We start from the raw sequence: 26,830 nt of genomic DNA, 5'->3' as shown, positions 1-26,830 counted from the left end.
CATCATGCATGGGCAGACTGCATGAAGCTGGGTCTTCATACCGATCAAGACGCTGACACGTTGGCGGAGCCGGCACATACCGCCAGTGACGTGGACGCAGGCTCGGGCGACGGCCGGAGCCTGTAGAGGCGAGCGACATGGGCTCCCCTGCCCCGTGGCGCTCGCCACCCCATTGCCGCATAATCGCCCGATTCATTTTTTCCGGAGATCGCGGGTAAGCGCTGGTCCGTCTGGCACTGCCCTCAGCATTCAATGGCCTACACCCTCTACGGCATCAAAGCCTGCGACACCATGAAGAAAGCCCGCACCTGGCTCGACCAGAAGCCGGTAGCGTACAGCTTCCATGACTACAAGACCCAAGGCATCGACCGTGCCCGCCTCGAGCGCTGGTGCGACGAGCACGGCTGGCAAGTGGTGCTCAACCGTGCCGGCACCACATTCCGCAAGCTCGACGAGGCCAGCAAGGCCGACCTCGACCAGGCCAAAGCCGTCGAGCTGATGCTTGCCCAACCTTCGATGATCAAGCGCCCGGTGCTAGACCTCGGTGACCGCACCCTGGTCGGTTTCAAGCCTGAAACCTACGCCGCGGCACTGGCCTGAGCGCCACCCGCCCACCCCCTTTCGCATGAGGTAACTGCATGTCCACTACCCTGTTCAGCCTGGCCTTCGGCGTCGGCACCCAGAACCGTCAGGAAAACTGGCTGGAAGTCTTCTACGCCCAACCATTGCTCAACCCTAGTGCCGAGCTGATCGATGCCATCGCGCCGATCCTCGGCTACGAGGGCGGCAACCAGGCCATCGCTTTCAGCACTGCGCAAGCCGCGCAACTGGCTGAAGTGGTCAAGCCGATCGACGCCGCGCAAGGCGCCCTGCTGACCCGCCTGGCCGAAAGCCACAAGCCGCTGGTCGCCACCCTGCTCGGTGAAGACAGCGCGCTGACCTCGACCCCTGAGGCCTACCTCAAGCTGCACCTGCTGTCGCATCGTCTGGTCAAGCCTCACGGCCTGTCCCTGGCCGGCATCTTCCCGCTGCTGCCGAACGTCGCCTGGACCAACCAGGGCGCGATCGATCTGGGCGAGCTGGCCGAGCGGCAACTCGAAGCGCGTCTCAAGGGCGAGCTGCTGGAAGTGTTCTCGGTCGATAAATTCCCGAAAATGACCGACTACGTGGTACCGGCCGGCGTGCGCATCGCCGACACCGCCCGTGTGCGCCTGGGTGCCTACATCGGCGAAGGCACCACGATCATGCACGAAGGCTTCGTCAACTTTAACGCCGGCACCGCAGGCCCTGGCATGATCGAAGGCCGTGTTTCGGCCGGTGTATTCGTCGGCAAAGGCTCGGATCTGGGCGGCGGCTGCTCGACCATGGGCACCCTGTCGGGCGGCGGCAACATCGTCATTACCGTCGGCGAAGGCTGCCTGATCGGCGCCAACGCCGGCATCGGCATTCCGCTGGGTGACCGCAACACCGTGGAATCGGGCCTGTACGTCACCGCCGGCACCAAGGTGCAACTGCTCGATGAACAGAACCAACTGGTCAAGGTGGTCAAGGCGCGTGAGCTGGCCGGGCAGACCGACCTGCTGTTCCGCCGCAATTCAGAGTCTGGCGCGGTGGAATGCAAGACCCACAAGTCGGCCATCGAGCTGAACGAGGCGCTGCACGCGCACAACTGAAACCGTCGCGCGGTTGCACCCGCGGTTGCAGTGCGAAGGTCGGGTCTGGCGTAATGCCAGACCCGTTTTTCTTTCCAGGCCCCGCGACCATGTTCCAGCCCTCCCCCTGGCGCGACGATTTTCCTGCCATCGCCGCCCTGCATCGCCAGCAGCAGACCTACCTGGACAGCGCCGCCACCAGTCAGAAGCCCCAGGCCCTGCTGGACGCCCTCGCCCACTACTACGGCCATGGCGCGGCCAATGTCCACCGCGCCCAGCATGTGCCCGGCGCCCTGGCGACCCAGGCGTTCGAAAACTGCCGCGCCAAGCTTGCCGCCTGGCTCAACGCCGGCAGCGCCGAACAGATCGTCTTCACCCACGGCGCCACCTCGGCGCTGAACCTGCTGGCTTACGGTCTGGAACATGGCTTCGAGGCGGGAGATGAAATTGCCGTTAGCGCCTTGGAACACCACGCCAACTTGCTGCCCTGGCAGCAGTTGGCGCGTCGTCGCGGCCTGCGCCTGGTGATTTTGCCAATCGATGAGCAAGGCCAGCTCGACCTCGATGCGGCCATGCAACTGATCGGCCCGCGTACGCGTTTACTGGCCGTCAGCCAGTTGTCCAACGTGCTCGGCACCTGGCAACCACTCGGGCCACTGCTCGCCCATGCCCGCGCGCAAGGCGCGCTGAGCGTGGTCGACGGCGCCCAAGGGGTGGTGCACGCTCGCCCCGACCTGCAGCAACTGGGTTGCGATTTCTACGTGATGTCGAGCCACAAGCTGTATGGGCCCGACGGCGTCGGCGTGCTGTACGGTCGCAGCCAGGCACTGGCGCACGTACGCCATTGGCAGTTCGGCGGCGAGATGGTGCACCTGGCCGAGTATCAGCAGGCGAGTTTCCGCCCTGCGCCGTTGGGGCTGGAAGCCGGCACCCCGCCGATCGCCGGGGTCATCGGCCTGGGCGCGACCCTCGATTACCTGGCCAGTCTGGACGCAAAGGCGGTCGCCAGCCACGAAGCACGCCTGCACGCCCTGCTGCTGGGCGGTCTGCAGGAACGCCAAGGCATCCGCGTGCTCGGTGCACCGCAAACTGCGTTGGTCAGCTTCGTCGTCGAAGGCGTGCACAACGCCGATATCGCCCATGTCCTGACCGAGCAGGGTATCGCCGTGCGCGCCGGGCATCATTGCGCCATGCCGCTGCTCCAGCACCTGGGGCTGGACGGCGCGATCCGCGTATCGCTGGGCCTGTACAACGACAGTGACGACTTGCAGCGTTTCTTCGATGCGCTCGATCAGGGCCTGGAGCTATTGCGATGAGCCTGCCGCTTGAAGCCGCCGAAGCGTTGCTGCGCTTCGCCGAGGCACAGGGCTGGGAACAGCGTGCGCGCCTGCTGATGCAGATGGGCGACACGCTGGAGCCACTGAGCGAGGCGGAAAAGGTCGAGGCCAACCGCGTGCACGGCTGCGAAAGTGTGGTCTGGCTGGTAACCGAGCCCCGTGCAAAGCACTGGCACTTCAAGGCCGGCAGTGAAGCGCGGCTGCTGCGTGGGCTGCTGGCGCTGCTGCTGGTCAGGGTGCAGGGGCTGACTCACGAGGAGCTGGCGCAGGTGGATCTGCGCGCCTGGTTCACTGAGCTGGGCCTTGAGCGTCAGCTCTCGCCTTCGCGCAGCAATGGCCTGCATGCGGTGCTGCAAAGGATGTCGCAGGCCACTGCGTAAGCGCGGCGGCACCTACGCCGATGGCTTGGCCCGCTCGGATCGGCGGCGGGCGCCGGCCACCAGTTTTTCCACCGCCTTGCTCGCCGCCACCATGCCGAAGGTGGCGGTGACCATCATCACCGCACCAAAACCGCCCGAGCAGTCCAGGCGCACACCTTCGCCGACGAAGCTCTTTTGCAGGCACACGCTGCCATCGCCTTTCGGGTAGCGCAGCTGTTCGCTGGAAAACACGCAGGGCACGCCGTAGTTGCGGCTCTGGTTGCGCGAGAAGTTGTAGTCGCGGCGCAGGGTCGAGCGCACCCGCGAGGCCAGTGGATCATTGAAGGTCTTGTTCAGGTCGGCGATCTGTATCTGCGTAGGGTCGATCTGCCCGCCTGCGCCGCCGGTGGTGACGATGGCGATCTTGCGCCGCCGGCACCAGGCGATCAGCGCGGCCTTGGCCATTACGCTGTCGATGCAGTCGATCACGCAGTCCATGTGCTCGGTGATGTGCTCGGCCATGCTTTCGCGGGTGACGAAATCGGCCACGGCATGCACCCGGCAGTCGGGGTTGATGGCCCGCAACCGCTCGGCGGTGGAGTCGACCTTGGCCCGGCCGATCTGCCCCTGCAGGGCGTGGGCCTGGCGGTTGGTGTTGCTCAGGCAGACATCGTCGAGGTCGAACAGGCTGATCTCGCCCACGCCACTGCGCGCCAGGGCCTCGGCGACCCACGAGCCGACGCCGCCGATGCCGACCACACCGACGTGGGCCTCACGCAAGCGCTGCAGGCCGTCATCGCCATACAGCCGGGCAACGCCGGCAAAGCGGGGATCTTCTGTGCTCATGGCTCACCTCTGCAAAAAACGCCGCGCAGTATAGGGCAGCCACGCCTGCGAGACACCCACCACAAGGCGGTGCCGAGCGTCGCCGGTTAGGAAAGACGGCACGAACCCTGCTTTAATGCCTCATTGAAATAAGACATGGACGACAGCAAAGCGGGATACCGGCTCTTTTTGTCAGGTATGCAGGTGCTTGTCCACTCAGCCACCCGCTTCATTCGGAACCCTAAAACCGTTATGCCCTCACGCAAATTCGGCCTCAACCTGGTGGTGGTCCTGGCCATCGCTGCCCTGTTCACCGGCTTCTGGGCATTGATCAACCGCCCGGTCTCCGCCCCTGCCTGGCCTGAGCAGATCTCGGGCTTCTCCTACTCGCCGTTCCGCCTTGGCGAAAGCCCGCAGCGCGGCCAATACCCCACCGACGACGAGATGCGCCAGGACCTGGAGCAGATGAGCAAGCTCACTGACAGCATCCGCATCTACACCGTCGAAGGTACCCAGGCCGATATTCCGCGGCTGGCCGAGGAACTGGGACTGCGGGTGACCCTGGGGGTGTGGATCAGCCCCGACCAGGAGCGCAACGAACGGGAAATCAACAAGGCCATCGAGCTGGCCAATACCTCGCGCAGCGTGGTGCGGGTGGTGGTCGGCAACGAAGCGCTGTTCCGCAAGGAAATCACCGCCGAGGCGCTGATTCAGTACCTCGATCGCGTGCGCGCTGCGGTCAAGGTGCCGGTGACCACCAGTGAGCAGTGGCACATCTGGAAGGAGAACCCCGAGCTTGCCGGGCATGTCGACCTGATCGCCGCGCACATCCTGCCGTACTGGGAGTTCATCCCGATGCGCGAGTCGGTGACCTTCGTGCTCGACCGCGCGCGCGACCTCAAGCTGCAATTCCCACGCAAGCCGTTGCTGCTCTCGGAGGTCGGCTGGCCGAGCAACGGGCGCATGCGCGGCGGCGCCGACGCCACCCAGGCCGACCAGGCCATCTACCTGCGCACCCTGGTCAATACCCTCAACCGTCAGGGTTACAACTACTTCGTCATCGAGGCCTACGACCAGCCTTGGAAGGCCAGCGACGAAGGCTCGGTGGGCGCTTACTGGGGCGTGTTCAACGCCGCGCGGCAGCAGAAATTCAACTTCGAAGGGCCGGTGGTGGCGATTCCCCAATGGCGCGCCCTGGCGGTGGCATCGGTGGTGCTGGCGATGATCGCCCTGACCGTGCTGCTGATCGACGGCTCGGCGCTGCGCCAGCGTGGCCGCACCTTCCTGACCTTCATCACCTTCCTCTGCGGATCGGTGCTGGTGTGGATCGCCTATGACTACAGCCAGCAGTACAGCACCTGGTTCAGCCTGTCGGTGGGGGTGCTGCTGGCGCTCGGTGCGCTGGGTGTGTTCATTGTCTTGCTGACTGAGGCCCACGAACTGGCCGAGGCGGTCTGGACGCACAAACGCCGGCGCGAGTTCCTGCCGGTGGAAGGCGACTCGCACTACCGGCCCAAGGTTTCGGTGCATGTTCCGTGCTACAACGAGCCGCCGGAAATGGTCAAGCAGACCCTCGACGCCCTGGCCGCGCTGGATTACCCCGACTTTGAGGTGCTGGTGATCGACAACAACACCAAGGACCCAGGCGTGTGGGAGCCGCTCAAGGCCCACTGCGAAGCGTTGGGCGAGCGCTTCAAGTTCTTCCACGTGGCGCCGCTGGCCGGTTTCAAGGGCGGCGCGCTCAACTACCTGCTGCCGCACACCGCCGAGGATGCCGAGGTGATCGCGGTGATCGACTCGGACTACTGCGTCGACCGCAACTGGCTCAAGCACATGGTGCCGCACTTCGCCGACCCGAAAATCGCCGTGGTGCAGTCGCCGCAGGACTACCGTGACCAGCACGAGAGCACCTTCAAGAAACTGTGCTACAGCGAGTACAAAGGCTTCTTCCACATCGGCATGGTGACCCGCAACGACCGCGACGCGATCATCCAGCACGGCACCATGACCATGACTCGCCGCTCGGTGCTGCAAGAGCTGGGCTGGGCCGACTGGTGCATCTGCGAAGATGCCGAACTGGGCCTGCGGGTGTTCGAAAAAGGCCTGTCGGCCGCCTATGCGCACAACAGCTACGGCAAAGGGCTGATGCCCGACACCTTCATCGACTTCAAGAAGCAACGTTTCCGCTGGGCCTATGGCGCCATCCAGATCATCAAGCACCATGCATCGGCGCTGCTGCGCGGCAAGGGCAGCGAGCTGACCCGCGGCCAGCGCTATCACTTCCTCGCCGGCTGGCTGCCTTGGGTGGCCGACGGCATGAACATCTTCTTCACCGTCGGCGCGCTGCTGTGGTCGGCGGCGATGATCATCGTGCCGCACCGGGTCGATCCGCCGCTGATGATCTTCGCCATCCCCCCGCTGGCGCTGTTCTTCTTCAAGGTCGGCAAGATCGTCTTCCTCTACCGCCGTGCGGTGGGGGTCGACCTGCGCGATGCCTTCGCCGCGGCGCTGGCCGGGCTTGCGCTGTCGCACACCATCGCCAAGGCGGTGCTGTACGGCTTCTTCACCAGCAGCATGCCGTTCATCCGCACGCCCAAGCACGCCGACAGCCACGGCCTGTTCAAGGCCCTGGCCGAAGCCCGCGAAGAAGTGTTCATCATGCTGCTGCTGTGGGGCGCGGCGGCAGGTATCTACCTGGTGCAGGGTTTGCCCAGCTCGGACATGCGTTTCTGGGTGGCGATGCTGCTGGTGCAGTCACTGCCCTACCTGGCGGCGCTGGTGATGGCGTTGCTGTCGTCGCTGCCTAAACCGAAGGAGTCAGCCTGAAGGCGGCGGGCGAATAACGATTACGGCGGCAATCGGCATATTGCTATAAGATAACGCCCCCGTTTTCGCCCAAGCCTTGCCCCCCGGAGTTCCCCATGACCGCCCCAGCCGAGCGCTCACCCACCCTTCAACTGGCGTGCGACCTGATCCGCCGTCCCTCGGTCACACCGGTCGACGCCGACTGCCAGGCGCAGATGATGAACCGCCTGGGCGCCGTGGGCTTTGAGCTCGAGCCCATGCGCATCGAGGACGTCGACAACTTCTGGGCCACCCACGGCAGCCAGGATGGGCCGGTGCTCTGCTTTGCCGGCCATACCGACGTGGTGCCCACCGGCCCCGTGCAGCAGTGGCAGCATGAGCCGTTCGATGCGCTGATCGACGCCGACGGCATGCTCTGCGGCCGTGGCGCTGCCGACATGAAAGGCAGCCTGGCCTCGATGGTGGTGGCCAGCGAGCGCTTCGTGCATGACTACCCCAACCACCGCGGCAAGGTCGCCTTCCTCATCACCAGTGACGAAGAAGGCCCGGCGCATCACGGTACCAAGGCGGTGGTCGAGCGCCTCAAAGCGCGCAACGAGCGGCTGGACTGGTGCATCGTCGGCGAACCGTCGAGCACTCACCTGCTCGGCGATGTGGTGAAGAACGGCCGCCGCGGCTCGCTCGGCGCTACCCTCACCGTGCGCGGCAAGCAAGGCCATGTGGCCTACCCGCACTTGGCACGCAACCCGATTCACCTGGCCGCGGCGGCTCTGGCAGAACTGGCCGCCGAACACTGGGACGAAGGCAATGCATTCTTCCCGCCGACCAGCTTCCAGATTTCCAACCTCAACGCCGGCACCGGTGCCACCAACGTGGTGCCGGGCGAGTTGGTCGCGCTGTTCAACTTCCGTTTCTCGACCGAATCGACCGTCGAAGGGCTGCAACAGCGTGTGGCACAAATTCTCGACCGCCACCAGCTGGACTGGTCGATCGACTGGGCGTTGTCGGGCCTGCCGTTCCTGACCGAACCCGGTGAACTGCTCGATGCAGTGGCTGCGAGCATCCGCCAGGTGACCGACCGCGAAACGCAGCCATCCACCAGCGGCGGCACCTCCGATGGCCGTTTCATCGCCACCATGGGGACCCAGGTGGTCGAGCTTGGGCCAGTCAACGCCACCATCCACCAGGTGGATGAACGCATCCTCGCCAGCGACCTCGATCTGCTGACCGAGATCTACTACCAGACCCTGGTTCGGTTGCTCGCCTGATGCTCGCCTGCCCTCTCTGCCAGGCGCCGCTGACGCGGCTCGACAACGCTGTGCGCTGCACAGCCGGACACAGCTTCGACCGCGCCCGCCAGGGCTACCTGAACCTGCTGCCGGTGCAGCACAAGAACAGCCGCGACCCGGGCGACAACCAGGCCATGGTCCAAGCCCGGCGAGATTTTCTCGACGCCGGCCATTACGCCCCGGTGGCCCAGCGTCTGGCGCAACTGGCCGCCGAGCGGGCGCCGGCACGCTGGCTCGACATCGGCTGCGGCGAGGGCTATTACACCGCCCTGCTCGCTCAGGCGCTGCCAGCGGCCGACGGCTATGCCCTGGACATCTCCCGGGAAGCCGTCAAACGTGCCTGCCGTCGCGCACCGGCGCTGACCTGGATGGTCGCCAGTATGGCCCGGGTACCACTGGCCGATGCCAGTTGCCAGTTCATCGCCAGCGTGTTCAGCCCCCTCGACTGGGCCGAAGCCAAGCGCCTGCTCAGTGTCGGTGGCGGCCTGATGCGGGTCGGCCCGACCCAAGGCCACCTGATGGAACTGCGCGAGGCGCTGTACGACGAAGTACGCCCCTACGCCGACGACAAGCACCTGGCGCTGGTCCCGCAGGGCATGCAGCACCAGCACAGCGAGGTGCTCGAGTTTCGTCTGCAATTGGCCGAGCCCAAGGCACGCGCCGATCTGCTGGCGATGACCCCCCACGGCTGGCGCGCCAGCGCCGAGCGGCGCACCCGGGTCATCGAACAGAGCGCACCGTTCGAGGTCACGGTATCCATGCGCTATGACTATTTCGTGCGCCAAGCCTGAGCACACCCTGGAGTTTCCAATGCGCCAACCTGATATCGAGATCTACCTCAAAGACGCCGACGTCGACCACACGCTGATCGCCAAGTGGCTGCAACAGGCCCTTGGCCCGTGCAGTGCCTGGCAACAACGTGGTCAGACCTGGAAGTGCCAAGCCGGTAACATCCCGGTCACTTGGGTACCCAAAGCTGTAGGAAAATGGAACAGCCTGCTGTTGGAAAGTGACGAGACACCCTGGGAAGACGACGTCTCCTGCGCGCGGGCAGCCTACGCCGCACTGGCTGTGGAAGTACGTTGCGCGCCGGGCAGCTGGACCGAAGCCGATGGCGAGGAAGATGCCGACCGCTGGATCAGGGTCAGCGCCGACGGTGAAGAAGAAATCACCTGGCGCACGTCCTGAAACACGCTGCCAGCCGGTCAGCCTGCCATGCGTTGCACATGGCAGGCTGATGCCTCAAGGGCGGGTGTTACAGGCCTACGACGTCTTCCGCCTGCAGGCCTTTCTGACCCTCAACGAGTGCGTATTCGACACGTTGTCCCTCGACCAATGAACGATGGCCTTCACCGCGAATCGCTCGGTAATGCACGAACACATCAGCGCTGCCTTCACGCTGGATGAAGCCAAAGCCCTTGGCATCGTTGAACCATTTGACATTCCCAGTCTCACGAGACGACATCTGCATACTCCGGATTTTTATTGTGAAAAACGCCGGTCGTCACACGATCAGTGGAGTCTGACGACACGGCTTGCAGAAAAAGCCTGCAAGCCTCAGGCCGATAATCCGATCCGTATTGAAGAAAGATATGACAGGACAAAGCGTCCTCCCGCGTTTTGCTGAACTTCTGCCTTTGCCGCAGACTAAACCACTGCGCCATCTCCGAAAAATCTGCTCCCAGGGCCTTCTCGATGACACGTTCCCCTCTGCGCCGCCTGCTCTTCAGTGCCCTGCGCCGCGTTCTCTACCTTTGGGTCCGTTCCGAGACCATCAACCAGTCGTCGACCACGCTCAACCTCGACCGCAGCCGCCCGGTGTTCTACGCCCTGCCCTCGCCGGCGCTCACCGATCTGGCGGTGCTCGACCGCGAATGCACCAAAGCCGGGCTGCCGCGCCCGGTGCTGCCGGTCACGGTCGGCCCACTGCATGAGCCGGCAGCGTTCTTCTACCTGACCCCCGACCCCGACTGGCTGGGCCGCCAGGACAAACGCGGCGCGCCGCCGACCCTGGAGCGCCTGGTGCAGGTGCTGAGCGAGCATGCCGAGGAAGATGCGCAGATCATTCCGGTGAGTGTGTTCTGGGGGCAGTCGCCGGACAGCGAGTCGAGCCCGTGGAAGCTGCTGTTCGCCGACAGCTGGGCGGTCACCGGACGCCTGCGCCGGCTGCTGACGGTGCTGATCCTGGGGCGCAAGACCCGTGTGCAGTTCTCGGCGCCCATCCACTTGCGCGAGCTGGTGCAGCACAACAAGGGCCATGAGCGCACAGTACGCATGGCCCAGCGGCTGATGCGCGTGCATTTTCGCAACCTCAAGAGTGCCGTCATCGGCCCTGACGTCTCGCACCGGCGCAACCTGGTCAAAGGCCTGATCCACGCGCCCCTGGTGCGTCAGGCCATCGACGAAGAAGCCGAGCGCCAGCACATCACCCCGGCCAAGGCCGAAGCCCAGGCGCTGCGCTATGGCAACGAGATCGCCTCGGACTACACCTACACCGCGATCCGCTTTCTGGAGGTGGTGCTGAGCTGGTTCTGGCACAAGATCTACGACGGCATCAAGGTCAACCACATCGAGCAGGTGCAGGCCATCGCCCCTGATCACGAAATCATCTACGTGCCCTGCCATCGCAGCCACATCGACTACCTGCTGCTGTCGTACCTGCTGTTCCGCAACGGCCTTACCCCACCCCACGTGGCGGCCGGCATCAACCTCAACATGCCGGTGGTCGGCGGCCTGCTGCGCCGCGGCGGTGCCTTCTTCATGCGCCGCACCTTCAAGGGCAATCCGCTGTACACCGCGGTGTTCAACGAATACCTGCACACCTTGTTCACCAAGGGCTTTCCGGTGGAGTACTTCGTCGAGGGCGGACGCTCGCGCACCGGGCGCATGCTGCAACCACGCACCGGGATGCTGGCCATCACCCTGCGCAGCTTCCTGCGCTCGTCACGCACGCCGATTGCCTTCGTGCCGGTGTACATCGGATACGAACGTGTTCTGGAAGGCCGTACCTACCTGGGCGAATTGCGCGGGGCGAGCAAGAAGAAGGAATCGATCTTCGACATCTTCAAGGTGTTCGGCGCGCTCAAGCAGCGTTTTGGCCAGGTCTACGTCAACTTCGGCGAGCCGATCCGCCTGGCGCAGTTCCTCGACCAGCAGCAACCGGGCTGGCGCGAGCAGTCGCTGGCGCCGCAGTTCAGGCCCGAGTGGCTGAGCGCGACCACCACCCGTCTGGGCGACACCGTGGCGCGTCATCTCAACGAGGCCGCCGCCATCAACCCGGTGAACCTGGTGGCGCTGGCGCTGCTCTCGACCAGCCGCCATGCGCTGGACGAAACCGCGCTCTGCCGTGTGCTCGACCTGTACCTGTCGCTGCTGCGCCAGGTGCCGTATTCGGCGCACACGACCTTGCCGGAAGGCGACGGTCTGGCGCTGATCAAACACGTCAAGGACATGCAGTTCCTGGCCGAGCAGAACGACGCGCTGGGGCGCATTCTGTATCTGGACGAAGCCAACGCCGTGCTGATGACCTACTACCGCAACAATGTGCTGCACATCTTCGCCCTGCCGGCACTGCTGGCCAGCTTCTTCCTCAGCAGCTCGCGTATCAGCCGCGAACAGATCGGCCAGTATGTCGCGGCGTTGTATCCGTTCCTGCAAGCCGAGCTGTTCCTGCGCTGGACGCCCGAGCAACTGCCCGAGGCCATCGATCAATGGCTGACGGCGCTGGTCGAGCACGGCCTGCTGCGCCAGGAGCAGGACGTGTACATCCGCCCGGCGCCCAGCTCGCAGCAGTTCGTCATGCTGACCTTGCTGGCCCGAGCCATCACCCAGACCCTGCAACGCTTCTACATGGCCACCGCCTTGCTGCTCAACCACGGCCAGCACAGCCTCAGTGCCGAAGCTCTGGAAGAGCTGTGCGTGATGATGGCCCAGCGCCTGTCGATTCTGCATGGGCTCAACGCGCCCGAGTTCTTCGACAAGACACTGTTCCGCCACTTCATCCAAACTCTGATCGAGCAAGGCGTGCTGCAGCCGGACGACAATGGGCGCCTGGGCTATCACCCGCGTCTGGCCGAGCTTAGCGAGGGCGTGGCCAAGCGCGTCCTGTCGGCCGAACTGCGGCTGTCGATCCGTCAGGTGGCGGCGCATCGGGAAGAGTTGGGGACGCTGGCGATCAGTTGAGTAGCGCAGGTGGGGCTTCCAAGTGCACCCGGTGATGCTGGATCTCTATGGTCCACAGGCCGAAGACACCTGGCACTAACGCCCCCCCCTTGGTCATCGGCACTGGAGTTTCCATGCCTTGCAACATTCAGCCACAGCTCATCAAGACCCTCACGGTCGACATCGCCAGCAGCGAAGGCGCCGCGATGCTCAGCCCCGACTCGCTGGTCAGCCTCAGCCTCGACGACGTCAGCCTGGCCGATGCACCCGCAGTCAGCCTGGCTACCAGTCAGTTGCTGCTCGGCGGGCCGCTACGCCTGGGCCTGGCCCTGAGCTACGACGAAGCCCGGCTGCACAAGGGGCGTGACTATGCACTGAGCGTTTCGATCACCCACAACGGCGAGTTGCTGTTCATCAACACCCAGCAGCACGCCTTCGACCCTGAGCAGGTCGATGCCCGCCCCCTGGTGATTGTCGAGCCGGTCGCCAACCCATCGCCAACGCCGGGTATCCATGGCGGCAACCTGATCGATCAGGCCACCCAAGGCATCCACGGTGGCAACCTCATGGACTGATGCCGACGTCGCATCTATCCGTTAAAGTCCCTGGGGTGGCCTGACCCCGCCCCAAGGACTCTCGGAGACCCCATGAAAAAGCTCCTCGCGCTGTGCTGCGCCTCGTTGCTAGCTGCCTGCTCCAGCAACGCTCCTGCCCCGACCGCCAGCCTCGCTGGTGAAGTGTTCTACCTGCAACGCATCGCCCTGCCCCCGGCTGCGACGCTCAATGTCAGCTTGCAGGACGTGTCGCTCGCCGACGCCCCCGCCACCACCCTGGCCCGCCAGGCCGGCCCGGTCCAGGGCAACGTACCGCTGCCCTTCCAGCTGAACTACGACCCCAGCCAGATCAAGCCCGGTCACCGCTATGCAATCAACGCCCGCATTGAACTGGAGGGCAAATTGCTGTTCACAAACACCCAGCAACAGTCGGTCCAGCTCGATGGCCACGACCCGCAGCCGCTGCGGATCAAACTCGACCAGGTCCACTGACTTCCCGTTTCTCCAGCAAAGGATATTTCCATGATTCGTTTCTCTGCTCGCTTGACCACCCTGTGCGCCGGCCTGCTCCTGTCGGCCAGCGCGCTGGCGCTGTCGCTCGGTGACCTGAGCCAGAACGATGCCGCCGGCGGCCTGAAAGATGCCCTGACCCAGGGCGCGCAGATCGCCGTCAAGCAACTGGGCACCCCAGGCGGCTTCAACGACAACCCGGACGTGCGCATCGAGCTGCCAGGCAACCTCGGCAAGGCCGCCAAGGCCATGAAGATGTTCGGCAAGGGTGAGCAGGTCGAAGCGCTGGAAACCAGCATGAACAAGGCTGCCGAAGCCGCAGTGCCGCAAGCCCAGGCGATTCTCGTCGATGCGGTGAAGAAGATGAGCGTGGCTGACGCCAAAGGCATTCTGCAAGGTGGCCAGGACTCGGCCACCCAGTACCTCAATACCAGCAGCCGCGAGCAGATCCGCGCCAAGTTCCTGCCGATCGTCAAGCAGGCCACCGATCAGGTCGGCGTGGTTCAGCAGTACAACGCCTTCGCAGGTCAAGCCGCAGCGCTTGGGCTGGGCAAAGGCAAGAATGTCAGCATCGAGAACTACGTCACCGAGAAAGCCCTCGATGGCCTGTTCGAGATGATCGCCAAGCAGGAACAAAGTATCCGCCAGAATCCTGCCCAGGCCGCTACCAGCCTGGCCAAGAAAGTCTTCGGGCTGCTTTGAAGCGCAAGGGGCGAGGCGTCTCTCGCCCCTACCCCTTCCTGACCTTGAACCATGCCGCATACAACGCTGGCAGGAACAGCAGGGTCAACGCCGTCGCAACGATCAGCCCGCCCATGATCGCCACAGCCATCGGCCCATAAAACACACTGCGCGACAGCGGGATCATCGCCAGCACCGCCGCCAGCGCGGTGAGCACGATGGGCCGGAAGCGCCGCACCGTGGCCTCGATGATGGCCTGCCAGCGATCCAGGCCAGCGGCGATGTCCTGTTCGATCTGGTCGACCAGAATCACCGAGTTGCGCATGATCATCCCGGTCAGGGCAATGGTGCCGAGCATGGCGACGAACCCGAACGGCTGGCGCAGCAGCAGCAGGAACAAGGTCACGCCGATCAAGCCCAGAGGCGCGGTAAGAAAGACCATCAGCGTGCGTGAGAAACTGCGCAATTGCAGCATCAGCAGAGTCAGCACCACGACGATGAACAGCGGCATACCGGCGTTCACCGAGGCCTGGCCGCGCTCGGAATCCTCCAGCGTGCCGCCCACTTCCAGCAAATAGCCATCGGGCAATTGCGCGCGTATCGGCTCAAGGCTCGGCAGAATCTGCGCGACAAGCGTGGCCGGTTGCTGTTGATCGTAGATGTCGCCGCGAACCGTCACGGTCGGTAACCGCTCACGGTGCCAGATGATGCCCTCTTCGAAGCCATATTCGAGGGTCGCCACCTGCGAAAGGGCCACGCTGGCGCCGTTGTCGGTGGGAATCGCCAGGCTGGCCAGGCTGCCCAGGTCGGCACGCTCGGGGGCGGTACCGCGCAACTGGATTTCGATCAGCTCGTTGTCTTCGCGGTACTGGCTCACCGTGCCGCCGGTCAAGGTGTTGTGCAAAAAGCGCGACAACTGCGCCGTGCTCACCCCCAGCGCCCGCGCGCGATCCTGATCGACTTGCAGGAACACGCTCTTGCTCGGTTCCTCCCAGTCCAGATGCACGTTGACCAGATGCGGGTTCTGCCGTACCTGCTCGGCCACCTGTCGGGCCAGAGCGCGCACCTGCTCGATGTGCTCGCCGGTGACGCGGAACTGCACCGGGTAGCCTACAGGTGGACCATTCTCCAGGCGGGTCACCCGCGAGCGCAGATCCGGAAACTGCTCTTGCAGGGTGTCGATCAGCCAACTGCGCAGTTGCTCGCGGTCCTCCAGCGAATGGGCCAGCACCACGAACTGGGCGAAGCTGGTGGCCGGGAGTTGCTGGTCGAGCGGTAGGTAGAAGCGGGGCGAACCGGTACCGACGTAGGCCACGTAGTTGTCGATGCCGGCGCGGTCTTTGAGCAGGCCCTCCAGGCGCTTGACCTGTTCGGCGGTGTTGCTCAGCGAAGCGCCTTCGGCAAGTTTCAGATCGACCATCAGCTCGGGACGGCTCGAGGCCGGGAAGAACTGCTGCGGCACGAAGCGAAACAGCAGCAGGCTGCCGACGAATGCAGCGAGGGTCAGTACGATGACCGTCTTGCGTCGCCGCACGCACCACTCCACCACCTGCCGCACGCGCTGGTAGAACGGCGTGGCGTAAGGATCATGCCCGTGCGCCGCAGGCCGCGCCGCGTGGCGCTTGGCAAGGTCTGGCAGTAGGCGATCGCCCAGGTACGGCACGAACAGCACCGCCGCCACCCAAGAGGCCAGCAGCGCCAGGGTCACCACTTGGAACAGTGAACGGGTGTATTCGCCAGTACTCGATGCAGCCGTGGCGATCGGCAAAAAGCCTGCGGCAGTGATCAGCGTGCCGGTGAGCATGGGAAACGCGGTGCTGGTCCAGGCGAAGCTGGCGGCCTTGAGACGGTCATAGCCCTGCTCCATCTTGATAGCCATCATTTCCACGGCAATGATCGCGTCGTCCACCAGCAAGCCCAGGGCCAGCACCAGCGCGCCGAGGGAAATCTTGTGCAGGCCGATGCCGAAGAACTGCATGCCGGCGAAGGTCATGGCCAGTACCAGCGGAATGGCCAGGGCGACCACCAGGCCGGTGCGCAGGCCCAGGGAAAAGAAACTCACCAGCAGCACGATCACCAGCGCTTCGACCAGCACTTTGACGAACTCACCGACCCCGGCCTTGACCGCCGCGGGCTGATCCGACACCTTGCGCAGCTCCATGCCTGCCGGCAGGTTCTGCGCCAGGCGGGCGAATTCGCTTTGCAGTGCCTTGCCCAGCACCAGGATGTCGCCGCCGTCCTTCATCGACACGGCCAGGCCAATGGCATCCTCACCCATGAAGCGCATCTGCGGCGCGGGTGGGTCGTTGAAACCGCGCTGCACTTGGGCGATGTCGCCGATACGCAGGGTGCGTTCGCCAACGCGGATGGGGAACTGGCGGATCTGCTCGACGCTGTCGAAGCGCCCACTGACGCGCAAGCGCACGCGCTCGCTGGGAGTTTCGAAAAAGCCAGCGCTGCTCAGCGCGTTCTGCTCTTCCAGCGCCCGCTGCACCGCCGCCAACGGCACGCCCAGGGTGGCCAGCTTGAGGTTGGACAACTCGATCCAGATACGCTCGTCCTGCAACCCCAGCAGCTCGACCTTGCCGACGTCCTTGACCCGCTGCAACTGCACCTGAATGCGATCGGCGTAGTCCTTGAGCACGGCGTAGTCGAAGCCTGTGCCGGTCAACGCGTAGATGTTGCCGAAGGTGGTGCCGAACTCGTCGTTGAAGAACGGTCCTTGTGCCTCGGGTGGCAAGGTGTGGCGGATGTCGCTGATCTTCTTGCGCACCTGATACCACAGCTCGGGGATGGCGTCCGAATGCAGTGAATCGCGGGCCATGAAGGTCACCATCGACTCACCGGGACGCGAATACGAGACGATCTTCTCGTACTCGCCAGTCTCCATGAGCTTTTTCTCGATGCGCTCGGTGACTTGGCGCGACACTTCCTCGGCACTTGCCCCCGGCCACAAGGTGCGGATGACCATGGCCTTGAAGGTGAACGGAGGATCTTCGCTCTGTCCGAGCTTGGTGTAGGACAACGCGCCGGCCAAGGCCAGCAGGATCATCAGGAACACCACGATCTGGCGATTGCGCAGTGCCCAGGCGGAAAGGTTGAACGACATCCAGGCTTACTCCTTGCCGGCCAGATCGACGGTGCGGTTGCTGCGATCCACCGGCCGCACCTGCTGGCCTTCACGCAGCACATGGCCACCTGCGGCGACAATCCAGTCGCCGGCAGCGATGCCTTCGAGCACCGGCACGCTGTCGCTGCCGTAGGCGCCGAGCTTGACATTGACCCGCTGCAGCCGGCTCTGCGACGTGACCCGCCATACGTAGCCTTGGCCCTGCTCGGCACTGACGGCGGCCAACGGCAACGACAGCTCGCTGCTGGGGCTGCCGTCGATGAACACCCGTGCGCTCTGGCCCAGCTGTGCCGGAGCCTGGCTGGTGAAGGCGATACGCGCCGGGAAGGTGCGCGAATGCGCATCGGCCGCAGGTGAGAGTTCGCGGATACGTCCTTCGTAGCGAGCGTTGGGCTGCGACCACAACTCCACGCTCACCCGCTGGCCCACGGCAAAACGCGAGAACTGCTGCTCGGGCAAGCTGATCTGCACCTCGCGCTCGCCATCCACCGCCAGGTTGAATACCGTCTGCCCCGCCGCGACCACCTGGCCGACTTCGATCTGACGCCTGGCAATGACACCGTCCTGCGGGGCGCGCAGCACCGCATAGTCGGCCTGGTTACCGGCCACCGCGAATTCCGCGTTGGCCTGGCTCAAACGCGCCTGACCCGCGCGATAGAGGTTCTCGGCGTTGTCGTACTGCGAGCGGCTGACCATCTGCCGGTCGAGCAGTTTCTGATAGCGGTCGCGCTCGGCACCGACCAGCGCCAGGTTCGCCTGGGCGGCGGCCACCTGCGCGCGGTTGGCCTGCAACTGCAGGCGCACATCCTGCGGATCGAGTTCGGCCAGGGGCTGGTTGGCCTTGACCCGCTGCCCTTCCTCCACCAGGCGCTTGCTGACCTTGCCTGGAATGCGAAAGGCCAGCTGCGGCTCGAGTCGCGCGCGCACTTCACCGGGGTAGCTTTCACTGCCGGCAACGGCAACGAAGGGTTGCACGACCAGCGCCGGGCGCGGCGCCTGGGCGACCGCGGCGTCTTCACCGCAGCCCAGCAACGACACACAGGCAACGACAGCCAACAGCAGGCGCAACGGGTGAGACGACATGGGCAAGTCCTTATGCGCGGGGCGATTCGAATATTTATACCGGCCGGTATAGTAAATCAGGGAACCCTGGCCGGGAAGCCCGCGTCACAGAGAAATCAGTACCCACTTGCGCACGTGCCTACAGCCTTGCACCGAGCAACCCGTTAAGATGCGCGACCCCGCGAACAGATGTCTGCGCTCAACTTCAATTCGGATACCCATGCACAGCGAATCCCCCACTGGCCCCGGCCGCCCCAAGGACCTGAACAAACGCGAGGCCATTTTGCAGGCGGCCAAGCAGCTGTTTCTCAGCCAGGGCTACGCCAGCACCAGCATGGATGCCGTCGCCGCCGCCGCCGGGGTGTCCAAGCTTACGGTGTACAGCCATTTCACCGACAAACAGACGCTGTTCGAGGCCGCAGTCATGGCGACCTGCCAGGCGCAACTGCCCGACTTGCTGTTCGAACTGCCGGAAGATGCCGAGCCCGAGGCAGTGTTACTGAGCATCGCGCGCAGCTTCCAGGCGCTGATCAGCGATGACGAATCGGTGCAGCTCAGCCGCCTGATCATGGCTGTGGGCAACCACGACCCTGGTTTCGGCACCTACTTCTACGAAGCCGGGCCGCAGCGGATTCTGGCGGGTATGGAGGGGTTGCTGGGCAAGTTCGTCGAGCGCGGCTGGTTGTGTGTCGACGACCGGCGCCGCGCCGCCGAGCACTTCTTCTGCCTGGTCAAGGGCGCGCCGGATTACCGGTTGCTGCTGGGCTACGCGCCGGCGCTGACCGGTGAGCAGGCCGACGCCCACGTGCGCAGCGCCGTGGGCGTGTTCATGCGGGCGTTCCGGCCTTAACGCGACGCTGCCAGAATCAACGCCTTCATTTCGGCCACTGCGGCCTTGAAACCGACGAACAGAGCATGCGCCACCAGCGCGTGACCGATGTTCAGCTCGTTGATGCCTTTGATCGCGGCGATGGCCTCGACGTTGTGATAGTGCAGACCGTGCCCTGCGTTGACGATCAACCCCTGGGCGACGCCAAAGGCGACGCCATCGGCGATGCGGCGCAGTTCATCGGCGGTTTCGCTGGGGCTGTGGGCGTCGGCATAGCGGCCGGTGTGCAGCTCGATGGCCGGCGCACCGACCCTGCGCGAGGCTTCGATCTGGCGCTCGTCGGCGTCGATGAACAGCGACACTTCGGCACCGGTGCGCGCCAGACGCTCCACCGCGGCCTTGATGCGCGCTTCCTGGCCGGCGACATCCAGCCCACCTTCGGTGGTCAGCTCCTGGCGGGTTTCCGGCACTAGGCAGATGTGCGCTGGGCGAATGCGTTCGGCGAAGGCCATCATCTCTTCGGTGACGCCCATCTCGAAATTCATACGGGTCTGCAGGACGTCCTTGAGCAACAGCACATCGCGCTCCTGGATATGCCGGCGGTCTTCGCGCAGGTGCACGGTAATGCCATCGGCACCGGCCTCTTCAGCATCCAGCGCGGCCTTGACCGGATCAGGATAGCGGGTGCCGCGGGCCTGACGCAGGGTGGCCACGTGATCGATGTTGACGCCCAGAAGCATGCGGTTGCTGTGAGTCACGAAAGGCTCTCCTGAAGATTGAGCCGCACAGCATACGTCGGGATCAGCGCTTGCGAAACAGTTCCCGGCTGACCAGCGGCTTGCTCCCCAGGTGCACGGCCAGGGCCTGGCGCATCAGGCGTTTGCCGGCCAGCAGAGCACCGGGGGCGTCCCAGTCGGCCTCGGCCAGGGCCTGCAACTGCACACCGGTGAACAGCCCAGGCTGCGCCAGCTCGACACGCTGCAAACCGGCATCGACCTGTAGGCGGTACTGGCCCTCGGCGACGATGGGCTGGTCGTTAATGTCATGAGTCAGGGAAAACGCGTAGCCCAGTTCGTCCAGCAGGCGCCATTCGAAAGCACGCAGCAATGGCTCGAGCGGCCGCCCGGCGGCCAGGGCCTGCAAGGTCAGGGTGTAATGCTCGAACAGCTGCGGGTGGGGCGCCTCGGCCGGCAGCAGGCGCATCAGCAGCTCGTTGAGGTACAGCCCACTGAACAGGCCATCGCCGTGCAGCCAGGCGGCCACGCCTACGGCGTCCAGTCGATTGACGTTCTTCAGCTCGCTGCGCCCGCGCAGCTCGACTTCGAGCAGCACGAACGGGCGCATCTGACTACCGCCTTTGCCGCGCGCACGACGCAACACCGCGCGCAGTCGCCCCTGCGGAGTGAACAGGTCGACCAGGGCACTGGTTTCCTTGTAGGCGCGGCTGTGCAGTACATAGGCCGGCTGGCCGACGGGATGTTCCATGAGCGAGACCCACGAAGAAAATGGCCCGGAGCAGTCCGGGCCATCGAAGGGTTACAGGTCGCCGTAGCCCAGTGAGCGCAGGGCGCGCTCATCGTCGGACCAACCGCCCTTGACCTTGACCCAGAGGTTGAGCATCACCTTGGCGTCGAACAGTTGTTCCATGTCCTTGCGCGCTTCAGAGCCGATGCGCTTGATCCGCTCACCCTTGTCGCCAATGATGATCTTCTTCTGCCCATCGCGCTCGACCAGAATCAGCGCATGGATGTGCAGCACCGCACCCTGCTGCTTGAACTCCTCGATTTCGACGGTGATCTGGTACGGCAGCTCGGCGCCCAGCTGACGCATGATCTTCTCGCGCACCAGCTCGGCGGCCAGAAAGCGGCTGCTGCGGTCGGTGATCTGGTCTTCGGGGAAGAAGTGCTCGTTCTCTGGCAGGTGCTTGGCGATCAGGCCTTCGAGGGCATCGAGGTTGTGCCCTTGCTGGGCCGAGATCGGCACCACTTCGGCATTGGGCAGTTGCTCCTGCAGCCACTGCAGGTGCGGGATCAAGTCGCCCTTCTCTTCCATGCGGTCGGTCTTGTTCACGGCGATGATCAGCGGGCCGGTGACGTACTGCACACGCTCGAGCACCAGCTGGTCTTCGTCGGTCCAGCGGGTGCGGTCGACGACGAAGATCACCACGTCGACATCTTTCAACGCAGCCGAGGCGTTGCGGTTCATGTAGCGGTTCAGGGCCTTGTCGTTGGCCTTGTGCATGCCTGGGGTGTCGACGTAGATGGCCTGCACATCACCCTCGGTCTTGATGCCGAGCATGTTGTGGCGGGTGGTCTGCGGCTTGCGCGAGGTGATCGCCAGCTTCTGCCCGAGGATGTGGTTGAGCAAGGTCGACTTGCCCACGTTCGGCCGGCCGACGATGGCCACATAGCCGCAACGGGTCGGGGTGTTCTCAGTCATTGCCATTCTCCACGCCCAGGGCGATCAGTGCCGAGGCTGCCGCGACCTGCTCGGCGATACGCCGGCTGACGCCCTGGCCGCGGCTCTTGTTGTTCAGCAGCACCACTTCGCATTCGACGAAGAAGGTACGGCAGTGAGGTTCGCCCTGGATGTCGACCACTTCATAACGTGGCAGCTCGCAGGCACGCGACTGCAAGAACTCCTGCAGGCGGGTTTTCGGGTCTTTGTTGGTGTCGACCAGGGTCAGGCTCTCGAACTCGCCGGCCAGCCAGGCGAGGATGCGCTCGCGGGCGGTCTGCATGTCGGAGTCGAGGTAGATGGCGCCGATCAGCGCTTCGAGGGCATCGGCGAGAATCGACTCGCGGCGAAAACCGCCGCTTTTCAACTCACCCGAGCCCAGGCGCAGGTAGTCGCCCAGGTCGAAGCCACGGGCCAGTCGGGCCAGCGTCTCACCTTTCACCAGGCGCGCGCGAAGCCGCGACAGCTGGCCTTCGCGGGCCTGTGGGAAACGCGCGAACAGCGCTTCGGCGGCGACGAAGTTGAGGATCGAGTCACCGAGAAACTCCAGTCGCTCGTTGTTGCGCCCGGCATAGCTTCGGTGAGTGAGGGCCAGCAGCATTTGCTCCTGATCCCGGAAGGTGTAGCCGAGCTTGCGCTCGAGGCGGGCAAGTGGAGCACTCATGCGGCCACCTGTGGGTCATTCAACGCGTTGTTCAAATCAAAGTCCTGAAGACTGCGTGGCTGCGACCACCGTCCGATGCGGTGGATTCTCTGATCCTGAAGAACACAGCCTATGTCAGAAATGCATTCGGCGCTGCCAGGCTGGCAGCGCCGTGGTGGATCAATGGATCAGGCCGACCCGTGACAGGTTGGGCAGATGGCTGAGCTTGGGTTCGGGCCAGCTCATCCAGACCGCGAAGGCCTTGCCGACGATATTGCGGTCCGGAACCATGCCATGCAGCTCCTTGGGAATGTTCGGATCGTCCCAGAAGCGGCTGTCGTTGGAGTTGTCGCGGTTGTCGCCCATCATGAAGTAGTGCCCGGCGGGCACCGTCCACTGCTGGTCGGGCGGCATGCGGTAACGGCTCATTTCCTTGCGGATCAGGTGCTCGGCTTCGCCGAGTTTTTCCTTGTACAGCTCCGCGCTGCCCAGCGTGCCGGGCTCGGTGCCGACCAGTTGCTCGGCAATCGCCTGGCCATTGACGAACAGACGCTTGTCGTTGGTGTAGCGAATCTGGTCACCCGGCAGGCCGACCACACGCTTGATGTAGTTGACGTTCGGATCGCTGGGGTAGCGGAACACCATCACATCACCGCGCTTGGGGTCGCCCACTTCGATGACTTTCTTGTCGATCACCGGCAGGCGAATGCCATAGGAGAATTTGTTCACCAGAATGAAGTCGCCCACTTCCAGCGTTGGCTTCATCGACCCGGACGGAATCTGGAAAGGCTCGACCAGAAACGAACGCAATACCAGCACGATGAACAGCACCGGGAAGAACGACTTGCCGTATTCGACCAGCAGCGGTTCTTTGTCCAGGCGCTCGATCACCGCGCCATCAGGTTGGCTGACGCTGCCCTGATAGGTGGCGATCGCCGCGCGACGGCGCGGCGCCAGGAACAGCAGATCGATCAGCCCCAGCAGACCACAGACAGCTACGGCGATGACGAGCAACAGCGGGAAATTTAGCGACATAGGACCTAGCTATCCAACCTGAGCACGGCGAGGAAGGCTTCTTGTGGAATTTCCACGTTGCCGACCTGTTTCATGCGTTTCTTACCGGCCTTCTGCTTCTCCAGCAGTTTTTTCTTACGGCTGACGTCGCCGCCGTAACACTTGGCCAGTACGTTCTTTCTGAGCGCCTTGACGGTCGTTCGGGCAATGATCTGGCCGCCGATGGCTGCCTGGATCGCTACGTCGAACATCTGCCGCGGGATCAGTTCCTTCATCTTCTCGGTCAGCGCACGGCCTTTGTAGGCCGCGTTGTCGCGGTGCACGATCAGCGCCAGGGCATCGACCTTGTCGCCGTTGATCAGCACGTCCAGCTTGACCAGGTTGGCCGACTGGTAACGGTCGAAATGATAGTCCAGCGAGGCGTAGCCACGGCTGGTCGATTTCAGACGGTCGAAGAAGTCGAGCACCACTTCGTTCATCGGCATGTCGTAGCGCACCTGCACCTGACTGCCGAGGAACTGCATGTCGCGCTGCACGCCGCGTTTCTCGATGCACAGAGTAATGACGTTACCCAAGTGCTCCTGCGGCACCAGGATGGTGGCAGTGACGATCGGCTCGCGGAAATCGGTGACCGCCGAGACATCCGGAAGCTTGGACGGGTTGTCGACGATGATGGTTTCACCGGTCTTCAGTTCCAGCTCGTAGATCACGCTTGGCGCCGTGGTGATCAGGTCCAGGTCGTACTCGCGCTCGAGGCGCTCCTGGATGATTTCCATGTGCAGCATGCCGAGGAAACCGCAGCGGAAGCCAAAGCCCAGCGCATCGGAGCTTTCCGGCATGTATTGCAGCGACGAGTCGTTGAGCGTCAGCTTTTGCAGGGCGTCGCGGAAATCTTCGAAGTCATCGGAGCTGACCGGGAACAGGCCGGCGTACACCTGCGGCTGGATCTTCTTGAAGCCGGGCAGCACTGCGACGTCCGGAGTGGCGGCCAGGGTCAGGGTGTCACCGACCGGCGCGCCGTGGATGTCCTTGATGCTGCCGATGATGAAGCCGACTTCGCCGGCCTTGAGATCGGCAGTCTGGGTGTGCTTGGGGTTGAACACGCCCACGCTGTCGACCAGGTGCACCTTGCCGGTGGACTTGACCAGAATCTTGTCGCCCTTCTTCACCCGACCCTGGCGCACACGCACCAGCGAGACGACGCCCAGGTAGTTGTCGAACCACGAGTCAATGATCAGCGCCTGCAGCGGCGCGTCGATTTCACCGGTGGGGGCAGGAATGGTGTGCACCAGACGCTCGAGCACCTCGTCGACGCCCATGCCGCTCTTGGCCGAGCAGGCCACGGCGTCGGTGGCGTCGATGCCGATGATTTTCTCGATTTCGTCCTTGACGCGGTCCGGATCGGCCTGGGGCAGGTCCATCTTGTTCAGCACCGGCATGACCTCCAGGCCCTGCTCGATGGCGGTGTAGCAGTTGGCGACCGACTGCGCCTCGACGCCCTGACCGGCATCGACCACCAGCAGGGCGCCTTCGCAGGCGGCCAGAGAGCGGCTGACTTCATAGGTGAAGTCGACGTGGCCGGGGGTATCGATGAAGTTCAGCTGGTAGGTCTTGCCGTCCTGCGCCTTGTAATGGAGCGTGACGCTGTGGGCCTTGATGGTGATGCCGCGCTCGCGCTCGAGGTCCATGGAGTCCAGTACCTGGGCTTCCATCTCGCGTGCCGTGAGGCCGCCGCACAGCTGAATGAAACGGTCGGCCAGCGTCGACTTGCCATGGTCGATGTGGGCGATGATGGAGAAATTGCGGATATGACTCAAATCACTCACGGGTCAACACTCGAAAAGGCTGCGAGCCGGACGCCCGCCAAAAATAGCCGGGAATTGTACCCCAAGCCGCAGGGTTATGGGAGATTCCCGATCAGTTAACCGGCAACCCGCTGTTACGCAAAAGCGCCGAAGCAGGCTATCGGCCGGGGCACTGGATGTCCGGAGATACGACAAGGGCAGCCTTGGCTGCCCTTGTCGATTGATTGCCGGTCAGTCGGCCAGCTTGAAGGTGATGAAGCTGGCGCGCCCCTGGCGCAACACCCGCATCGACACCGAACGGTTCTTCGGTAGCTCCTTGGCAATCTCGGTGAACTGCTTGGTCGACAGGATGGCCTGGTTGTTCAGGTGACTGATGACATCGCCCGGACGCAGGCCGATCAGGGCCGCAGGCCCGTCCTGCACTTCCTTGATCATCACACCGCCCTTGAGCTCCAGCGACTTCTTCTGCTCGGCGGTCAGTTCGGCGACCGACACACCCAGACGATTGCTGCTGCGCTCGACGCCGTCTTTCTTCGCGCCTGGCGTCAGGTCGGCATCATCGTCAGGCAGCGCACCCACGGCGATGTCGAGGTTCTGCCGCTTGCCGTTGCGGATGATTTCAAGCTTGGCCTTGTCGCCGTCCTTGAGGCTGCCGACCAGATGCGGCAGGTCGGCGGACATGACGATGGGCTTGCCATTCATGCTGAGAATCACGTCGCCGACCTGCAAGCCACCCTTAGCCGCCGGGCCGTCGTCGAGCACCTGCGCCACCAGGGCACCGGCAGGCTTGTCGAGGCCGAAGGATTCGGCGAGGTCCTTGTTGACCTCCTGAATCACCACGCCCAGCCAGCCGCGGCTGACCTTGCCGTCTTTCTTCAACTGGTTGGAAACGTCCAGGGCGACATCGATCGGGATGGCGAACGACAGGCCCATGAAGCCACCGGAGCGGGTGAAGATCTGCGAATTGATGCCTACCACCTCGCCATCCATGTTGAACAGCGGCCCACCGGAGTTGCCCGGGTTGATCGCCACGTCGGTCTGGATGAACGGTACGTAGCTGTCGTTGGGCAAGGTACGGCCCTTGGCACTGACGATACCTTTGGTCACCGAGTGATCGAATCCGAACGGCGAACCGATGGCCAGCACCCACTCACCGACCTTGAGCTTCTGCGAGTCGCCCAGCTTGACGATGGGCAGGTTCTTGCCTTCGACCTTGAGCAGCGCCACGTCGGTACGCGGATCGGTGCCGACCAGCTTGGCCTGCAGCTCGCTGCGGTCAGACAAGCGCACGATGATCTCGTCGGCGTCGGCTACCACGTGATTGTTGGTCAGCACGTAGCCATCGGCGGAAATGATGAAGCCAGAACCCAGCGACTGCGCTTCACGCTGACGGTCGCCACGCGGCGAGCGCGGCTGCTGCGGCAGGCTGCGCTCGAAGAACTCGCGGAACATCGGTGGCAGACCTTCCAGATCCGGCATCTGCCCCTGGGCGATGCGCCGGTCGGGCAGCTTTTGCTTGGTGCTGATGTTGACGACGGCTGGGGATGCCTGCTCGACCAGGGTGGTGAAGTCAGGCAGCGCTTCCTGGGCCTGGGCCACGAGCGCCTGCCCGAGCATCAGCACGGCAGCAAACATCGACAGATAGGGTTTCAAGCGTGGTATCGACATACGACTCCCGTCACAACGAGCGCAGTTGGCAGTTAGGGTTTGCCAGGCC

At 64.0% G+C, this 26,830-nt stretch carries 24 protein-coding genes; 13 read left to right on the top strand and 11 right to left on the bottom strand.

From position 1 onward, the window contains the following. The first annotated feature begins 252 nt into the window (after nucleotides 1–252). The 4 genes from H618_RS0120080 to H618_RS0120065 all read left to right on the top strand — a co-directional run bounded on the left by H618_RS0120080 (nucleotide 253) and on the right by H618_RS0120065 (nucleotide 3,369). Nucleotides 253–600, top strand: coding sequence for an ArsC family reductase (locus tag H618_RS0120080; RefSeq protein WP_028696768.1), 348 nt, complete (start codon nucleotides 253–255; stop codon nucleotides 598–600). A 38-nt stretch (nucleotides 601–638) separates the two neighbouring features. Beyond that, entirely contained in the window at nucleotides 639–1,673 is a 1,035-nt protein-coding gene (dapD, locus tag H618_RS0120075) for a 2,3,4,5-tetrahydropyridine-2,6-dicarboxylate N-succinyltransferase (RefSeq protein WP_028696767.1), read from the top strand. A gap of 89 nt (nucleotides 1,674–1,762) precedes the next feature. Then, nucleotides 1,763–2,968: an aminotransferase class V-fold PLP-dependent enzyme gene (locus H618_RS0120070; protein WP_028696766.1), complete on the top strand. Its 1,206-nt coding sequence runs from the start codon at nucleotides 1,763–1,765 to the stop codon at nucleotides 2,966–2,968. After that, complete coding sequence (locus H618_RS0120065) at nucleotides 2,965–3,369, top strand: SufE family protein (protein ID WP_028696765.1); 405 nt, start codon at nucleotides 2,965–2,967, stop codon at nucleotides 3,367–3,369. Before H618_RS0120070 ends, H618_RS0120065 begins: the two co-directional genes overlap by 4 nt. Nucleotides 3,370–3,381: 12 nt before the next feature. Here H618_RS0120065 and tcdA read toward each other — a convergent pair whose 3' ends face one another. After that, nucleotides 3,382–4,194, bottom strand: coding sequence for a tRNA cyclic N6-threonylcarbamoyladenosine(37) synthase TcdA (gene tcdA / locus H618_RS0120060; RefSeq protein ID WP_028696764.1), 813 nt, complete (start codon nucleotides 4,192–4,194; stop codon nucleotides 3,382–3,384). Between the two features lie 231 nt (nucleotides 4,195–4,425). On the opposite strand from tcdA, the gene H618_RS0120055 reads away from it, so the two are divergent. The 4 genes from H618_RS0120055 (at nucleotide 4,426) to H618_RS0120040 (ending at nucleotide 9,455) form a co-directional block, all read left to right on the top strand. Further along, nucleotides 4,426–6,999, top strand: coding sequence for a glycosyltransferase (locus H618_RS0120055; protein WP_028696763.1), 2,574 nt, complete (start codon nucleotides 4,426–4,428; stop codon nucleotides 6,997–6,999). A gap of 95 nt (nucleotides 7,000–7,094) precedes the next feature. Further along, entirely contained in the window at nucleotides 7,095–8,246 is a 1,152-nt protein-coding gene (dapE, locus tag H618_RS0120050) for a succinyl-diaminopimelate desuccinylase (RefSeq protein WP_028696762.1), read from the top strand. Further along, entirely contained in the window at nucleotides 8,246–9,058 is an 813-nt protein-coding gene (locus H618_RS0120045) for a putative RNA methyltransferase (protein ID WP_028696761.1), read from the top strand. Before dapE ends, H618_RS0120045 begins: the two co-directional genes overlap by 1 nt. A gap of 19 nt (nucleotides 9,059–9,077) precedes the next feature. Beyond that, the gene (locus H618_RS0120040; protein WP_028696760.1) at nucleotides 9,078–9,455 is read left to right on the top strand and encodes a hypothetical protein; all 378 of its coding nucleotides are present in this window, start codon (nucleotides 9,078–9,080) and stop codon (nucleotides 9,453–9,455) included. 67 nt (nucleotides 9,456–9,522) lie between these two features. Here the strand turns inward: H618_RS0120040 and H618_RS0120035 are convergent, their stop codons facing one another. Then, a complete protein-coding gene (locus H618_RS0120035) occupies nucleotides 9,523–9,732 on the bottom strand; it encodes a cold-shock protein (RefSeq protein ID WP_028696759.1) in 210 nt (69 codons plus the stop codon). A gap of 230 nt (nucleotides 9,733–9,962) precedes the next feature. On the opposite strand from H618_RS0120035, the gene plsB reads away from it, so the two are divergent. The 4 genes from plsB to H618_RS0120015 all read left to right on the top strand — a co-directional run bounded on the left by plsB (nucleotide 9,963) and on the right by H618_RS0120015 (nucleotide 14,194). After that, complete coding sequence (gene plsB, locus H618_RS0120030) at nucleotides 9,963–12,449, top strand: glycerol-3-phosphate 1-O-acyltransferase PlsB (protein WP_028696758.1); 2,487 nt, start codon at nucleotides 9,963–9,965, stop codon at nucleotides 12,447–12,449. Nucleotides 12,450–12,562: 113 nt separating this feature from the next. Beyond that, nucleotides 12,563–13,003, top strand: coding sequence for a YbaY family lipoprotein (locus H618_RS21990; RefSeq protein ID WP_050577368.1), 441 nt, complete (start codon nucleotides 12,563–12,565; stop codon nucleotides 13,001–13,003). 72 nt (nucleotides 13,004–13,075) lie between these two features. Beyond that, a complete protein-coding gene (locus tag H618_RS0120020; RefSeq protein WP_028696757.1) occupies nucleotides 13,076–13,474 on the top strand; it encodes a YbaY family lipoprotein in 399 nt (132 codons plus the stop codon). A gap of 30 nt (nucleotides 13,475–13,504) precedes the next feature. Next, entirely contained in the window at nucleotides 13,505–14,194 is a 690-nt protein-coding gene (locus H618_RS0120015) for a DUF4197 domain-containing protein (protein ID WP_028696756.1), read from the top strand. Nucleotides 14,195–14,222: 28 nt separating this feature from the next. On the opposite strand, the gene H618_RS0120010 is transcribed toward H618_RS0120015, so the two are convergent. Then, nucleotides 14,223–17,282 (bottom strand): efflux RND transporter permease subunit, encoded by a 3,060-nt coding sequence (locus H618_RS0120010; protein WP_028696755.1) that lies wholly within the window; start codon nucleotides 17,280–17,282, stop codon nucleotides 14,223–14,225. Nucleotides 17,283–17,288: 6 nt separating this feature from the next. Then, entirely contained in the window at nucleotides 17,289–18,386 is a 1,098-nt protein-coding gene (locus H618_RS0120005; protein ID WP_028696754.1) for an efflux RND transporter periplasmic adaptor subunit, read from the bottom strand. Between the two features lie 199 nt (nucleotides 18,387–18,585). On the opposite strand from H618_RS0120005, the gene H618_RS0120000 reads away from it, so the two are divergent. After that, entirely contained in the window at nucleotides 18,586–19,215 is a 630-nt protein-coding gene (locus tag H618_RS0120000; RefSeq protein WP_211232373.1) for a TetR/AcrR family transcriptional regulator, read from the top strand. Here H618_RS0120000 and pdxJ read toward each other — a convergent pair. The 7 genes from pdxJ to H618_RS0119965 all read right to left on the bottom strand — a co-directional run bounded on the left by pdxJ (nucleotide 19,212) and on the right by H618_RS0119965 (nucleotide 26,775). Further along, nucleotides 19,212–19,934: a pyridoxine 5'-phosphate synthase gene (pdxJ, locus tag H618_RS0119995; protein WP_425414212.1), complete on the bottom strand. Its 723-nt coding sequence runs from the start codon at nucleotides 19,932–19,934 to the stop codon at nucleotides 19,212–19,214. The two genes, H618_RS0120000 and pdxJ, sit on opposite strands and share 4 nt — an antisense overlap. A 61-nt stretch (nucleotides 19,935–19,995) precedes the next feature. Beyond that, nucleotides 19,996–20,679, bottom strand: a complete 684-nt coding sequence (gene recO / locus H618_RS0119990) for a DNA repair protein RecO (protein ID WP_028696751.1) — start codon at nucleotides 20,677–20,679, stop codon at nucleotides 19,996–19,998. Between the two features lie 51 nt (nucleotides 20,680–20,730). Continuing rightward, complete coding sequence (gene era / locus H618_RS0119985) at nucleotides 20,731–21,633, bottom strand: GTPase Era (RefSeq protein WP_028696750.1); 903 nt, start codon at nucleotides 21,631–21,633, stop codon at nucleotides 20,731–20,733. Beyond that, a complete protein-coding gene (rnc, locus tag H618_RS0119980; RefSeq protein WP_028696749.1) occupies nucleotides 21,626–22,315 on the bottom strand; it encodes a ribonuclease III in 690 nt (229 codons plus the stop codon). The genes era and rnc overlap by 8 nt, the downstream gene beginning before the upstream one ends. A gap of 159 nt (nucleotides 22,316–22,474) precedes the next feature. Next, nucleotides 22,475–23,329, bottom strand: coding sequence for a signal peptidase I (gene lepB, locus H618_RS0119975; RefSeq protein ID WP_028696748.1), 855 nt, complete (start codon nucleotides 23,327–23,329; stop codon nucleotides 22,475–22,477). 5 nt (nucleotides 23,330–23,334) lie between these two features. Continuing rightward, nucleotides 23,335–25,134, bottom strand: coding sequence for a translation elongation factor 4 (gene lepA, locus H618_RS0119970; RefSeq protein ID WP_028696747.1), 1,800 nt, complete (start codon nucleotides 25,132–25,134; stop codon nucleotides 23,335–23,337). Nucleotides 25,135–25,344: 210 nt separating this feature from the next. Further along, nucleotides 25,345–26,775 carry a DegQ family serine endoprotease gene (locus H618_RS0119965; protein ID WP_425414211.1) on the bottom strand — a complete coding sequence of 477 codons (1,431 nt, stop codon included), beginning with the start codon at nucleotides 26,773–26,775 and terminating at the stop codon, nucleotides 25,345–25,347. Nucleotides 26,776–26,830: the final 55 nt, after the last annotated feature.

This window comes from Pseudomonas cremoricolorata DSM 17059 = NBRC 16634 (genome assembly GCF_000425745.1).
Taxonomy (GTDB): Bacteria; Pseudomonadota; Gammaproteobacteria; order Pseudomonadales; family Pseudomonadaceae; genus Aquipseudomonas; species Aquipseudomonas cremoricolorata.
This window is presented reverse-complemented; position numbering and strand designations above follow the sequence as displayed.